This window comes from Rhizobium sp. CCGE531 (assembly GCF_003627795.1).
Lineage (GTDB): Bacteria > Pseudomonadota > Alphaproteobacteria > Rhizobiales > Rhizobiaceae > Rhizobium.
This window is the reverse complement of sequence record NZ_CP032686.1, coordinates 475,435-488,583: the sequence shown is the minus strand read 5'-3', so window position 1 is coordinate 488,583 and position 13,149 is coordinate 475,435. Positions and strand designations below refer to the sequence as shown.

Below are 13,149 nucleotides of genomic sequence, written 5' to 3'. Positions count from 1 at the left end.
ACCGCAGGCCGGAGCGTGACCTATGAGCCCTTATATCGAAGCTCAAACCCTTTCGGTTCGCTGGAATGATTGCCAACTTTGCCATCAATGATTACAACGCTATCATTGATCTATGGAGTGACCTGATGGCGAGCATGACGATCCGCAATATTGACGATTCCTTGAAACAGCGCCTGCGCGTGCGTGCGGCTGTTCATGGCCGTTCGATGGAAGATGAGGCCCGCGATATCCTTCGATCAGTGCTCGCCTCCAACGAAAGACCAGCACCCAACCTTGCCGAAACTATTAGAGCGCGGCTTGCGCCAGTCGGCGGTGTCGAGCTCGCTGTCCCCGATCGAGACCCCATTCGCGACGCTCCGGACCTTAACCGGTGATTATCCTCGACACCAACATTCTTTCGGAGCTGTTGGCACCGTCGCCTGACGCGGCCGTCATGGCATGGGTGGCTGAGCAGCCACCGCTTTCGATGTTTACAACAACCATCACCGAGGCCGAGATTCTCTGTGGCCTGCGGCTTCTTCCGGAAGGCCGTCGTCGTCGCGAGCTCGAGACCGCCATTCTTCCCATATTCACCGACGATTTTTATGGACGAGTGCTGCCGTTTGATCGCGACGCTGCCGACTTCTATGCGACGATTGCCACCCATCGTCGCCGGTCAGGCCGCCCAATCAGCCAGTTCGATGCGCAAATTGCCGCGATTGCGCTGTCTCGCGGTGCCTCCGTTGCGACACGCAATATCCCCGACTTCGAGGCGATCGGCTTGCACCTTGTAAATCCGTGGAAAAATGGCTAGCGGCGTGGCCAAAAGCTCGAAATCCGAAACACCTGAGGCTGTGTAGCGCGCCGGTGAGCTGGATGCTCTCGACGCCATCCTGCCTTTTGGCCGCTGCGATCAACTCGCCACGCTGCTAACGGACGAGGACGTGGCGACCCTGAAGCATTTGGCCAAGGAAGGCATGGGCGCCGACACGCTACGCGCGCTTGCCTCCGATCTCGGCTATCTCGAGGCCTGGTGCGAACTTTCGACCGGCACGCCCCTCCCCTGGCCAGCGCCTAAATCGTTGCTGCTGAAATTCGTCGCCCATCATCTCTGGGATCCCGTCGAATGTGCGGAAAATTCCGACCACGGCATGCCGGCCGACGTTGAAGCCGGGCTGCGTCTTCAGGGATTGCTACGCGCCGACGGTCCGCATGCACCGGATACGGTACGCCAGCGCCTGACCTCCTGGTCGAGCCTGAGACGCTGGCGCGGCCTGACAGGATTGTTTGCCGCTCCCGCCCTAAAGCCGCATTACGATTGGCGGTTCGCGCCGTGCCGCGGCAACGCCGGCGTAAAAGCAAAAAGTCAGTCACCGGCGATGTCCTGGCAAAACTGCTGGCCGCCTGTACCGGTGAGCGCCTGGTCGATCTTCGCGATCGCGCCCTGCTGCTGACGGCGTTTGCCTCCGGCGGCCGCCGGCGCTCGGAAACGGCCGACTTACGGATCGAGGATCTGGTCGACGAGGAACCGGTGTATGCCGATCCGAAAAATCCCGCCTCCCCTCTCGCCGCGTGCCTAACCATCCATCTCGGCCGCACGAAGACGACGACGGCCGAAGACGGAACCCATGTCGTTCTCATCGGTCGGCCGGTCACTGCCCTGAAACGGTGGATTTCAGACGCCAGAATCGAGAGCGGACCGCTCTTTCGGCGTATCGATCAATGGGGCAATGTCGATCGGCGAGCGCTGACGCCGCAATCGGTCAATCTCATCCTCAAAACACGCTGCGGACAGGCGGGTCTGGATCCGGAGGCGTTTTCGGCGCATGGGCTGCGGTCCGGCTATCTGACCGAGGCGGCCAACCGCGGCATTCCCCTGCAGGAGGCCATGCTGCAGTCGCTGCATAAGTCGGTGGCCCAGGCGGCAAGCTATTATAACAACGCAGAGCGGAAGATGGGGAGGGCAGCAAGGCTCGTAATCTAGGAGGTGAGTTTGGGAGGGGCAGATGCGGGTCCCGACTGGCCAACCAGTAGTTCGAGTCTCACGTGATCCGGGCCAGTATCGGCGACAAGCTCGCGCCGGAGCTCCGATGATTGCGCGCCGGTACAGCTACAGGCCGCCACCAAATCCGCCGAAGCCATAAGGGAGGCATCTCCTTCAAATCTGCCGTGTGTGGTTGCTTTTGATCGATAGAGGTCCCGCGTTTGCGGAACAATTCTTGTTCCGACCCTAATTTTGCGTTGATGTCCGATCATTCCGTCGGAAATGGATTCCGAATTTCGAGTTGACGCGCTAGAGACAGGTCCTATCAATTTGGCTGGCATAGCCTGCGTGAGATGTTTGCTTCCGCAGGCTGGCCGTTTTGCTTGGAGTTTTGCGGGTTCATAATGTCCAAGAAAGGTTCAGTCCGATTCTGCCGCTGGGTGATCGCGTTGTTGGCGCTGTCGGGCATCGCCATCTCATATACCGCCATCATACCGGCAACGCATATCTCGCGATTGAGACTGACCACAAATTTTCTCAGCTATTTTACGATCCAGGCCAATATTCTACTTGTTATTGCACTGCTGTCGGCCGAAATCGCGCCGTCATCGATGATTGGACGATGGGCCAAGCGCTCGTCAACAAAAACAGCGCTCTTAATATATGTGGGAGTTGCGGGTTGCATCTATGCGTGGATGCTTGAGGATGTTTGGCGCCCGCTCGGCTGGCAGTTGCGGGGCGATCAGCTGCTTCACTACTGCATTCCCATACTTGCTTTATTGGACTGGTTGTTTCGGGTTGAGCGTGACAGGCTTTCCTGGCGCGATGCGATTTGGTGGCTGTTCTTTCCGGCGGTCTACTCGGTATATTCACTGGTTCACGGTCACTTGTCGGGCTTTTATCCCTATCCCTTTTTGGACGTGAGCGACATCGGCCTGCGGGCTGTTCTCGCTAACATGGCTCTTTTGGGCGCGTTATTCCTCGTCCTAGGAGGCGCAGTCATTCTTGTCGATCGTATCGCCGCCAAGGTTGGCTCGCGGGCGCCGTGAACTGATCGGACTTTCCGGTGAAAATGATGTTTGTTTTCAACCATTTAAGGCCTACCCAGTACTGAAGAAATCGCGCTAGAGACGTTTACAAACCATCGGTTATCTTCGTCTTGTGCATTTGAACAAGCCTCTTGCCAACTGCTCAACGTGTCGATGAATTCTAATTTCATCGAGATATTTTGGCGATATGTCGTCGCCAGCGACATATCCGGCATCTAAATCGGCCGGAGAAGGCTGTTCCCGCATGGCATTCCGACCCGATCGCGCATTCAATGACCTGCTGGCGCATCCGCCTGGGCAGGATATCGAAACAAAGGCTGTTCTTAAAGCGTGTATACAAGCACGCGCGGCGCTGGCCGAACTGAAGGCCTCGGGGCGGCTTATTCCAAATCAATTGGTGCTGATCAATTCCATCCCACTTCGAGGCACAAGCGAGTTCGGAAATCGAGAACATCGTCACAACGACCGACCGGCTGTTCCGTTTCGCCAACGAAGCCAACACCCGAAGGCGAACCTCGCGAAAGTCGAACACACGCGGGTCATCGTCGAAGGCATCTTCCGTCAACAACTCGACGTCACCGTAGCGCAAACCACCGATAGAGAACTCGTGGAGATGATAGTTCCACCAGTTGAAGGCCGCCTGAATGACAAGATGCAGTTGTTCAAGGTTCCAGTGCGACGGCAAAACCAGTCGGCGCCAAACCTTCGGCTCGATCTCGTTCAGCGAAACTTGAACCTGAACTGCGTTAATAGCTTTGAACATGCCGCATGGTGAACAGGTTGGATAGAGTGGCGTCAAGTTGCGCCATCAATCACCTACGGCCGGACGCCATGATGCCTCCCACCCTTTTCAGCCGGAGCCGCGCAGGCACCTCAGGGTGCGAGCCATGGCAGCTTCAGCAAGGGCGGAGGTTTTCGGCAGATCGATTGTGTCATTGGAGACATAACCGCTCATCTCCCGCAACTCTTTGCAGCGGTTCCGGACAACCTTCGGCCATTGCAGGGCAAACCCGTCCATAGATGGCGAGAAACTCGCTTCGCCGAACCAAACAATGACATACGGCGTGGAACCCGGATCCAAAGGATGGGATCGGCGCACGGCAATCTCAAATCAAAGGTGGTCTCGCCTCTCGACACGCTGGTCGCGTCATTGCGCCGATGCACGAGAAGAAGATCAGTCAGGCGGCGGTCGCTTCCCTCACTTGTCCGGCGTGAGAGTTGTCTCCAACATGCGCAGAAGGCTCTTCAATTCCGGCTCGCGGACATGCGCAGCCGCTTCGTTGGGCGAAAACCATTGAAGCTGGCGCTCGCCGCGCTCCGGAAAGCGCTCGTCCAATCCTGCGACTTCGAGAAGGTGGACTTGAACGATAGAAGGGACGGTCTCGCCGGTATCGAGGACTTTGAGGTAGGTGTAGTAGCCGAAGCGCTTCTTCCTGGCCTTACCCCTGACGCCCGCCTCTTCCCACGCCTCGCGTTCGGCGACCTGATGCGGAAGTTTCCTGTCCATCGGCCATCCCTTGGGAATGACCCACCGGCCGCTGTCGCGTGAGGTGATCAGCAGGATTTCAACATTTTTCTGCCCCTGCGATAGCCGGTGACAGATCGCGCCATATTGCTCGATTGACCGGCCGGCGAATAGCTTTTCCGCTGCATCCGCCAGGCGGCTGAGATAGGTCTTTTTAGTCATTCGAGGTCACGGCTGCCTGTGGCGTCGGGCTTGGCGTGCGGCTCTGCAGGAGTTCACCGCGCTCTTCCAGGACTGGATAGGCAGCGGCAGCGACCAGGTGGGAATTGATCTGCTTGAGATCGCGCAGCAGATCGAGATGGAGAGAGCTGGTCTCGGCGGTTTCGATGCCCCCTTGCCGCAGGCGCTGGAAATGGGCTTCCGTTCCCTCGCGCTCCGCCTTGCGGAAGATGACCTTCTCCTCTGCCAGCATGCGTGCGGCGCTTTCGTTCTGCGTCATGAACAGGGCTGCCGCCGTCTGCAGGTTCGATTGCAATCGGTCGAACAGCCTTGCCAGCTCGAGCTGCCCCTCCTTGGAGAAGCTCAAACCCCGACGCAGGCGTTTGGCCAGATGCGGCAGCAGGTTCTGATCGAGAACGTCGCCGGCATGTTCCATGTTCATGGAAAACAGCAGGATTTCGTTCAGGCGCCGCCTGTCGACGTCGCCGAGCTCATCGGGATCGATCGAGGTCAGATAGGTCTTAACCGCGGTGTTGAGACTGTCGAGGATGTTGTCCAGCGACCGCAACCGCGCCAATGCCCGTCGATCGGTGTCCGAGAGCGCCGATTTCGCGCCGGCGAGCATTTCCGACAAGACGTCGACCAGCCGCAGCGCCTCCCGCGCGGCAGCCCCGAGAGCGACAACAGGCGTTTCCTTGGCAGCCGGATCGAGATATCTGGGACGTGTCGGATCGGCCTCGTCGATCTTCTGCGGCAGCAGTTTCGTTAAAAGATCGGCATAGGGCCGCAACAGCGGCATGAATACCACCGCCAAAACGACATTGAAGGCGGTGTGAAAATTAGCGACGGCGCGGCCGCTGTCGCTGTCGACCATCGCCGACAGGCGCGTGGCGGGCTCCAGCAGGCCGATCACCGCGATCACGCCGACAATGCGCGTCAGCATGTTGCCGACCGGCAGCCGCTTTACCGATAGATCGGCGCCCGACTGTCCTTCGATCAGCGGGTTGATCGCGGTTCCCAGATTGGCGCCGAGAACGAGGGCAAAGGCCTGATCGAGATCGACAAGACCCTTGCTTGCCAGTGACATGATGAGCAATACCACGGCAACGCTGGAATGGGCGGCCCAAGTCAGGATGGCCGCGAGAAGCATGCTGAGCACCGGTGTCGCGGCTATGGCGCCCAGTACATAGGCGAGCGCTTTCGACCCTTCATATTGCGTCATCAGATCGAGGAGCTGGTGCAGCGCCAGAAGCATGAAGCCAAGGCCGACCATGACCCGCCCGAGATCGTGAATGCGCGAATTCCCGACCCGCCGGAACATCAGGACACCAATGAGGATGAGCGCCGGCGAAGCGGCTGCGACATCGAAGGACAGCACCTGGACGATCAGGGTCGTCCCCACATTGGCGCCCAGCATGACGGCAAGCGCCGGCACGAGATCCACCAGCCCGCCGGCTGCGAAGCCCGATGCCATCAGGCCCGTTGCCGTGCTGCTTTGCAGGATCGCGGTGACACCGATTCCGGCAAAAAATGCCTTCATGCGATTGCTCAAGGCGCGGCCGAGGAAAGAGCGAAGATCCGGGCCGAAGGCGCGCTGTATGCCGGTCTGGACCATGCGCGTGCCCCAGAGCAACAAGGCGATATGGCCTGCCAAAGCAACAAGGCCGAAGATAAGCGCCATGGCGGTCCTCCGTATGTCTGCGACGCCGGATAAACGCCGAACACCGACATCTTTATCAACTAAACTTTTATTAGCCGACTATGTTTCTTCACCTTCCCGACTTTTGCAAGACCGCATTGCCATTAAACTATCATAAATTTGATTTCGTGTTTTATAAACAGAGCGGTATGCAGAGAAGCTTTCTGTTGGATATCTCCGCTTACCGCCTTGCCGCTGGCTCGCTGGCGATCGGAATCCGGCCCAATGACGTTCCAACTCGACATGTTTTCCGGAAAACCGCTGCGCACTTTTCCTGGAAGCGCGCTAACGGGGCATTCGATCGTTCAGGAGCCGGAAGTCGTCGGCCGGTATTTCCCTTGAGGGGCACGGACATCCAGCACCCCCTGAAACAATTAGGCTGCAAAGACATAGTTCAGTAGAATTGAATGCTCGAAATAGCGAAATCGTTGGAAGTACTTATGCGATTTCTGCCTTGGCCATCTTTAAACCTATGAGCGCAATGCCTACGTCGACTATCGTTATGTCTATCAAGGCAACACCGATGTGAGATTACTCACGACCATGCCGCTCCTCAGTGGGGACTGAGGACGCGTGGTCATCTTCCCAGACAATGAGCAACCCAAACCTTCGATGCACCCTTAGTGCGTCGACCGCATAGGCGCGCAATCTCCCCGTCTTATCAACCAATACCAACCGGGCGGCTGCCGGGTGGACGAACCCGTGCGCCCATAGGAGAAAAAAGATGGAAGCCCTACCCTATCTCAGTCCGATGGAATGGATGGCGATCGAAATCGCTGTCCCGATTATCGTGCTGGCAATACTCTTTCGATGGAGCGGCGTGATCCGCTATATTCCCAACAACAGGCTCGGCATCCTCGAAAAGCTGTGGAGTTTTCGTGGTTCCGTCAGAAATGGCTTTATTGCGCTCAACGGCGAGGCCGGTTTCCAGCCGGATGTCGTGCGCGGTGGCCTGCATTTCTTCATGCCGTTCCAGTATTCGATGCATCGCGCCAATCTCGTGACCATTCCCCAAGGCCAGATCGGCTACGTATTCGCTCGTGACGGCAAGCCGCTGCCGCCGACCCAGACGCTTGCGTCGAATATAGAAGCAGATGACTTCCAGGACGTTCGCGGCTTTCTTGTCAAAGGTGGACAGAAGGGTCCGCAGCGCAAAATTCTGCGCGAAGGCACCTATGCCATCAATCTTGCACAGTTCATCGTGCTGACCGCACAATCGATCTATTCCGTCAATCTCAGCTCATCGGAACAAAAGCTGTTTGCGGACATGTCCACACTGATTACCGAACGGGAGGGCTTTGAGCCCGTCGTCATCCATGACGCCGAAGACCTGATCGGTATCGTCACGGTCCATGACGGTCCGGCGCTGCCGGAGGGCGAGATCATCGCGCCGACGGTTGCAAATGACCCGAAGGATCCGAACTTTCACAACAATTTCCAGGATCCGGAGAAGTTTCTCAATGCCGGCGGTTATCGCGGACGTCAGTTGCAGGTGCTTGCCGATGGCAGCTATTTCCTGAACCGCATTTTCGCAACTGTCGAACTCGTCGATAAGACGATCATCGGCGTCGGCACGGTGGGTGTCGTCGTCTCCTATACCGGGCAACGCGGCACTGATATCTCCGGCCAGTCCTATCGCCATGGCGAATTGGTCGAGACGGGCGCACGCGGCGTCTGGTCGACGCCGCTTCTGCCGGGCAAATATGCCTTCAACACCTATGCCGGCAATATCGTCATCGTGCCGACCACCAACTTCGTGCTCAAATGGACGAAGGAACAGTTCGGTGAGCATAGGCTGGACGAGAATCTTTCCGAGGTGTCTTTGATCACCAAGGATGCCTTCGAACCCGTACTGCCGCTCTCGGTCGTCGTGCATATCGATTATATGAAGGCGCCCCTCGTCGTACAGCGCTTTGGGGATATCAAACGGCTGGTCGAACAGACGCTCGATCCGATGGTTTCGGCCTACTTCAAGAATATCGCCCAGACCAAGACGCTGATCGAACTCTTGCAGGAACGCAGCGAGATCCAGCGCAAATCCGGCGAGGAAATGCGCGAGAAATTTGCCTCCTACAGTCTCGAACTGCAGGAAGTGCTGATCGGCACGCCGCGCGCCAGCAATGGCCAGAACAGTATAGAACAGATCCTGATCCAGCTGCGCGAGCGCCAGATCGCGGTTGAAAAGATCGAGACCTATAAATTGCAGGAAGCAGCTTCGATCCAGGAGCGCACATTGCGCGAGAAGGAAGCGCTCGCCGAACAGCAGGCCAAGATCACGACGTCCGCGCTCACCATCGAGATCAGCGAGAACGAGGGTAAGGCGCAACTCGCCCGCACCCGCCAGCAGGCGGAAACCATCCAGGTCACCGCCAAGGCAGAGGCCGAGAAAGTGCGCCTCGCCGGCCTCGGCGAAGCCGACCGGATCAAAGCCATAGCGCTTGCCGATGCGGAGCGCATCAAGGCGACCGGTTTTGCGGACGCCGAAAAGGTGCGCGCCGTCGGTTTGGCGGAAGCCGAGGCCACCGAGAAGAAGGTCGCAGCCTTCGGTGGGCCGGACTATCAGCTCAACTCACAGGTCCTCATGCGCTTCGCCGAGGCGATCGAGAACGGCAGGCTGCCGCTCGTGCCACAGATCCAGGTCGGCGGTGGCGAAAAAGGTGCCACCAATGGTCTTGTGGAAATGATGCTCTCGATGCTGGTCGCCGACCGGTTTGAGCGGCAGAACCCAACGGCCGCGGTATCGGCGCCGATCGAACAGGATTGATAACGGATGGGCCGGTTATGCCGGCCCGTTTCACATCCTGAATATGAACAGCGTTTCCGCTTGATTGCTTCGCAGATGTCCCGTCGTCGTTTGAGCTTCCGCAGGCCCAGCCGATCGCATTGTGATTGCCCGTCCGCCTGTCAGCACCTTTGGCGGCGGCGGCGCAACGCGCCTCCCCCGGCCTTGGCGGGCGAAAAACAAAGTCATTGAGAGTGCCGGACGGTCTGGAGGTGGCGCTTTTGATGGGGATAGAACCGGCGGCCCGTCCGGATAGACAAGCCAGCTATGGAAACTACTATTCCGTTTGAAGATTCTCTTTGTTGCTCATATCGTTGAAGGCCGGCGTCGTGCTGTCGGATTGCCGGCTTGCTCTCAAATCGTTCTCGTCGAAGGCATAGCGACGCAAGAGGGCGAAAAGTGCTTCGTTCATATGAGCGCCGTCCAATAGCTCGGGATTATCACAGATAACGTTGATGGTTCGCCGCACAACGCGATCTGCAGCAGCCTCCGAGTCGACGAATTTCCCTGCCCATTTCAGAAGAGTGGCGCGAAGACCAGGATCTTGCGACATTTCTGCCGGCTTCGGAAGGGGCATGGAATTCCTCGTATTCCTAGGCGCGCGACTCAGACTTTATCCTGCGGTCACGGGCGCCTATGGATTGGTGGCGATGAGCTTCATACTACGCGTTAAAAGGCAGGAGTCTACAGAGGTGCCCATTTTGTTACAACGCGCCTCCGATGGGCGCTGCTTCGCCTTTTCGCTTTGATCCACCCAACGTCCGGCCAATATAGCATGAAACCTCCATTGCCGCGCGGCGGGCTCCCGCCCGCAGGCTGGGAAGACAAGCAGGTGAGGACTTCGAGATGACGCATTTTATCTGCATGACATGCGGTACGCAGTTCAGCGAGAGCGACGCACCACCGCCAACCTGCCCGACATGCGAGGATGATCGTCAATTCGTGCCTCAATCAGGGCAGGAATGGACGGATATGGCAACGCTTGGCCAAACCCATAGCCTGACCTGGAACGAAGAAGCGGAAGGCGTCCACAGCCTGCAGATCTCGCCTTCTTTCGGCATTGGCCAGCGCGCATTTCTGATCGAAGGGCCGGATGGCAATATCCTCTGGGATTGCCTCAGCCTCATCGACGAGGCCAGCAAAGCCCGGATTGCCGCCATGGGTGGCTTGGGCGCGATCGCGATCTCCCATCCCCACTTCTATTCGTCGATGATCGAATGGAGTGCGGCCTGCGGCGACGTGCCGGTCCATATCCACGCCGATGATGCCAAATGGGTGCAGCGGTCCGGTTCGGCCCTGCGCCCAGGGACAGGTGAAACGCTGCGGATCGGCCAGGCGACGATGATCCGCTGCGGCGGTCATTTTGACGGCAGTTCCGTGCTCCATTGCCCCTGGCTCGAGGGCGGTCGGGGCGCCCTTTTCGTCGGCGACACCATGCAGGTCACCATGGACCGCAAATTCGTCAGCTTCATGCGCAGCTATCCGAACCTCGTTCCCCTCGCCGTCAAGGCGGTCACGACAATTTCGCAAGCCGTGCAGCCATACCGGTTCGAGACGATCTACGGCGCATTCCCCGGCCGCACGGTCGAGAGCGACGGCAACCGCGTGGTGGAGCGCTCGGCTGAGAGATATGTCAAGGCGATCGCGGGCTAGACTTCCGGCGCCATTTGCCTTTCCTTGATGAGACGCGCCGGCAAAGTGACGGTGACCGACAATCCGCCGAGATTGGAGCGGGTGAGCGTCAGCTTGCCGTCATAGGCCTCGACCAGATCCTTGGCGATCGCAAGACCGAAGCCGGTTCCGGCGATGCTTTCGTCCAACCGCCGGCCGCGGCGGATGAAGGCGATCTCGGCATCCTCCGGCAGGCCGGGACCATCATCCTCGATGAGCAACTTCACGCCTTCGAGTTCGGGCAGCAGCGCCAGGCAAACCTTGACCTTTCCCGCTGCCCACTTCCTGGCATTGTCGATCAGGTTGCCGGTAATATCGGCGAAATCCGCTTCGTCCACCGCCAGCCACATCTCTGCGGGTGCCGCAAGCTCGAATTCTATCTCCCGATCCGCCGACAGGCGCCGCATGACCGAGATGATCTTCTGCAGGTCCGCGCTGGCATCCATGACCCCGACCGTATGAGCGGCCGCCAGGCTCGCGCGGGTCTGCGCCAGCGTCCGCTTGATCTGCGCTTCCATGCGGCTGACTTCCGCCTGGATTGCCGCGGCGCGCTCCGACATGCCCTCTTCCGAAAGCATCCGCGCCGTCGCCTCGAGAGCTGCCAGCGGCGTCTTGAGGCCATGCGCGAGATCACCGGCGCGAGCGCGCGCCTGGGTCAACTGCGTCTCGCGGGAGACCAGCAGGCCGTTGAGATCGTCCACGAGAGGCTGGACCTCCCGCGGAAACTGACCGGTGATCTTTCGTGCGGATCGCTCCTGGACCGCCATCAACGCCGTGCGGAGATCGTTCAGCGGCCGCAATCCATAGCGCAGAAATACCACGACCGCCCCGATCAGGGCGACCGACAGCACGCCAAGGGATGGCGCCATGGCATAGAAGAAGCGCCACCGCGCCGGCGCAAGTTCGCTATTGTCGAGCGCCATGACGATATCGACCGTCTGGTCGCCCGTGGCCGAGGGGATCGAAATGGACCGTTCGACGGCGAGAAGACGGCTGCCGTTCGGCCCCTTCATATCCGTTGCCCGGCCGGCATCGCGAGGGCGGGCACGAAGCCAGGACAGGTTCTGTTCCCAGAGCGACTGCGAGCGCAGCTCGACAGTGCCGTTGCGCCCGACCTGCCAATAGAAACCGCCATTCGGGATGCCGAAGCGGGGATCCGTCGGCGTATCGTCGAGGAAAAGCTGATTGGAGGAATTTATATCGACCGCCGCCAGCAGGACGCGTAGTTCCTCGTCTATCTCGGAGAGCGCGAGCGCCCTCACCGCCAGCCCGGAAATGGCGTTGATGCCGACCCCGGCAAGAAAGGTTGCAACGATGATCGCCACCACAGAACCCAGCAGCAACCGCCCCCGCAGCGAGAACGGTGTCATGACGGCGGCGCCTCGCGCGGAATGATATAACCCTGGCCGCGGCGGGTCTCGATAACAGTCCCGTCGAATTTGCGCCGCAGGCGCGCGACGACGACTTCAAGCGCGTTCGACAGAAGCTCCGTCTCCTCGTCATAGATACTGTCGGCGATCTGCGATCGAGAGAGCACGGTGCCGGCATTGTGCATCAAATAGGCCAGAAGCCGATATTCAAGAGCCGTGACCTGCACCGGCTGCCCGCGAAACGAAACGGTGCGCTGGCGCGTGTCGAGTTCCAGCACGCCATTGGAAAGAATGGGAGAGGATTGCCCGGCCGCGCGGCGCATCAGGGCGCGCACACGGGCCAGAAGCTCCTCCATGCGGAAGGGCTTGGTCAGATAGTCGTCGGCGCCGGCATCCATGCCATCGACCTTGTCGCGCCAACCGTCGCGCGCCGTCAATATGATCACAGGCATGCCGCGGCGCTCGGCACGCCAGCGTCGCAATACCGTCAGGCCATCGAGCTTCGGCAGCCCAAGATCGAGGATCACGAGATCGAAATGCTCGATATCACCACGATACCACGCCTCTTCGCCATTGCTCACGGTCGAGACGACATAATGCTGGTCTTCCAGGCAGCGGCGCATATCCGCCACGATGCTGGGCTCGTCCTCGGCTATGAGAATGCGCATCGTCAGCGTCTCTCGATTACGGCAAGCGTTGCACCATCGAGCACGATATCACCACGCTTTCCATCGGGTTTCAGAACGCGCACGGCATAGGCCTGACGCCCGCCGCGACGAACCCGCTTGATTCGCAGCACCCGTCCCGGCATTTCGCGCGCCACGACGGCATAGATATCGCGCAGCGGCCGCAGCGCGCCGGCATCCTCCACCAGCACGCTGCTATGCAAACGAGCCGATGCCTCCATGCCTATGGAACTCAGCAAAGCTGC

11 protein-coding genes and 3 pseudogenes are annotated in these 13,149 nt (G+C 59.2%); 7 read left to right on the top strand and 7 right to left on the bottom strand.

Annotated features, from left to right (window positions below; translation table 11 throughout):
* Positions 1-125: 125 nt before the first annotated feature.
* The 5 genes and pseudogenes from CCGE531_RS28575 to CCGE531_RS28555 all read left to right on the top strand — a co-directional run.
* Entirely contained in the window at positions 126-374 is a 249-nt protein-coding gene (locus CCGE531_RS28575) for a plasmid stabilization protein (protein WP_120670620.1), read from the top strand.
* Positions 371-793: a type II toxin-antitoxin system VapC family toxin gene (locus CCGE531_RS28570; RefSeq protein WP_120670134.1), complete on the top strand. Its 423-nt coding sequence runs from the start codon at positions 371-373 to the stop codon at positions 791-793. Before CCGE531_RS28575 ends, CCGE531_RS28570 begins: the two co-directional genes overlap by 4 nt.
* Positions 794-851: 58 nt before the next feature.
* Positions 852-1,963, top strand: a pseudogene (locus CCGE531_RS28565) (tyrosine-type recombinase/integrase).
* A gap of 404 nt (positions 1,964-2,367) precedes the next feature.
* On the top strand, positions 2,368-3,012 hold the full coding sequence (locus CCGE531_RS28560; RefSeq protein WP_120670618.1) for a Pr6Pr family membrane protein: 645 nt from the start codon (positions 2,368-2,370) through the stop codon (positions 3,010-3,012).
* Between the two features lie 244 nt (positions 3,013-3,256).
* Positions 3,257-3,500: pseudogene (locus CCGE531_RS28555) on the top strand (Fic/DOC family N-terminal domain-containing protein); the annotation flags it as partial.
* Positions 3,501-3,517: 17 nt separating this feature from the next.
* Here the strand turns inward: CCGE531_RS28555 and CCGE531_RS28550 are convergent.
* The 3 genes and pseudogenes from CCGE531_RS28550 to CCGE531_RS28535 form a co-directional block, all read right to left on the bottom strand.
* Positions 3,518-3,775, bottom strand: a pseudogene (locus CCGE531_RS28550) (plasmid pRiA4b ORF-3 family protein); the annotation flags it as partial.
* Positions 3,776-4,210: 435 nt separating this feature from the next.
* The gene (locus CCGE531_RS28540; protein ID WP_120670130.1) at positions 4,211-4,699 is read right to left on the bottom strand and encodes an NUDIX hydrolase; all 489 of its coding nucleotides are present in this window, start codon (positions 4,697-4,699) and stop codon (positions 4,211-4,213) included.
* Positions 4,692-6,377: a Na/Pi cotransporter family protein gene (locus tag CCGE531_RS28535; protein ID WP_120670128.1), complete on the bottom strand. Its 1,686-nt coding sequence runs from the start codon at positions 6,375-6,377 to the stop codon at positions 4,692-4,694. Before CCGE531_RS28535 ends, CCGE531_RS28540 begins: the two co-directional genes overlap by 8 nt.
* A 742-nt stretch (positions 6,378-7,119) precedes the next feature.
* On the opposite strand from CCGE531_RS28535, the gene CCGE531_RS28530 reads away from it, so the two are divergent.
* The gene (locus CCGE531_RS28530; protein ID WP_120670126.1) at positions 7,120-9,159 is read left to right on the top strand and encodes a flotillin family protein; all 2,040 of its coding nucleotides are present in this window, start codon (positions 7,120-7,122) and stop codon (positions 9,157-9,159) included.
* Between the two features lie 295 nt (positions 9,160-9,454).
* Here CCGE531_RS28530 and CCGE531_RS28525 read toward each other — a convergent pair whose 3' ends face one another.
* The gene (locus CCGE531_RS28525; RefSeq protein WP_120670125.1) at positions 9,455-9,754 is read right to left on the bottom strand and encodes a hypothetical protein; all 300 of its coding nucleotides are present in this window, start codon (positions 9,752-9,754) and stop codon (positions 9,455-9,457) included.
* A gap of 269 nt (positions 9,755-10,023) precedes the next feature.
* On the opposite strand from CCGE531_RS28525, the gene CCGE531_RS28520 reads away from it, so the two are divergent.
* Complete coding sequence (locus CCGE531_RS28520) at positions 10,024-10,830, top strand: MBL fold metallo-hydrolase (protein WP_120670123.1); 807 nt, start codon at positions 10,024-10,026, stop codon at positions 10,828-10,830.
* On the opposite strand, the gene CCGE531_RS28515 is transcribed toward CCGE531_RS28520, so the two are convergent.
* Genes CCGE531_RS28515 through CCGE531_RS28505 form a run of 3 tightly spaced genes read right to left on the bottom strand, consistent with a single transcriptional unit; the run spans position 10,827 to position 13,143 of the window.
* A complete protein-coding gene (locus CCGE531_RS28515) occupies positions 10,827-12,218 on the bottom strand; it encodes a HAMP domain-containing sensor histidine kinase (RefSeq protein WP_120670121.1) in 1,392 nt (463 codons plus the stop codon). The two genes, CCGE531_RS28520 and CCGE531_RS28515, sit on opposite strands and share 4 nt — an antisense overlap.
* Positions 12,215-12,886, bottom strand: coding sequence for a response regulator transcription factor (locus CCGE531_RS28510; RefSeq protein ID WP_112345773.1), 672 nt, complete (start codon positions 12,884-12,886; stop codon positions 12,215-12,217). Before CCGE531_RS28510 ends, CCGE531_RS28515 begins: the two co-directional genes overlap by 4 nt.
* Positions 12,887-12,888: 2 nt before the next feature.
* The gene (locus CCGE531_RS28505; protein ID WP_245459429.1) at positions 12,889-13,143 is read right to left on the bottom strand and encodes a hypothetical protein; all 255 of its coding nucleotides are present in this window, start codon (positions 13,141-13,143) and stop codon (positions 12,889-12,891) included.
* Positions 13,144-13,149: the final 6 nt, after the last annotated feature.

What these genes read in the sequence shown, in the direction of transcription:
- CCGE531_RS28575 (WP_120670620.1), top strand. Translation starts at nt 126, where the DNA reads ATGGCGAGCATGACGATCCGCAATATTGACGATTCCTTGAAACAGCGC.
- CCGE531_RS28560 (WP_120670618.1), top strand. Translation starts at nt 2,368, where the DNA reads ATGTCCAAGAAAGGTTCAGTCCGATTCTGCCGCTGGGTGATCGCGTTG.
- CCGE531_RS28540 (WP_120670130.1), bottom strand. Translation starts at nt 4,699, where the DNA reads ATGACTAAAAAGACCTATCTCAGCCGCCTGGCGGATGCAGCGGAAAAG.
- CCGE531_RS28535 (WP_120670128.1), bottom strand. Translation starts at nt 6,377, where the DNA reads ATGGCGCTTATCTTCGGCCTTGTTGCTTTGGCAGGCCATATCGCCTTG.
- CCGE531_RS28530 (WP_120670126.1), top strand. Translation starts at nt 7,120, where the DNA reads ATGGAAGCCCTACCCTATCTCAGTCCGATGGAATGGATGGCGATCGAA.
- CCGE531_RS28525 (WP_120670125.1), bottom strand. Translation starts at nt 9,754, where the DNA reads ATGCCCCTTCCGAAGCCGGCAGAAATGTCGCAAGATCCTGGTCTTCGC.
- CCGE531_RS28520 (WP_120670123.1), top strand. Translation starts at nt 10,024, where the DNA reads ATGACGCATTTTATCTGCATGACATGCGGTACGCAGTTCAGCGAGAGC.
- CCGE531_RS28515 (WP_120670121.1), bottom strand. Translation starts at nt 12,218, where the DNA reads ATGACACCGTTCTCGCTGCGGGGGCGGTTGCTGCTGGGTTCTGTGGTG.
- CCGE531_RS28510 (WP_112345773.1), bottom strand. Translation starts at nt 12,886, where the DNA reads ATGCGCATTCTCATAGCCGAGGACGAGCCCAGCATCGTGGCGGATATG.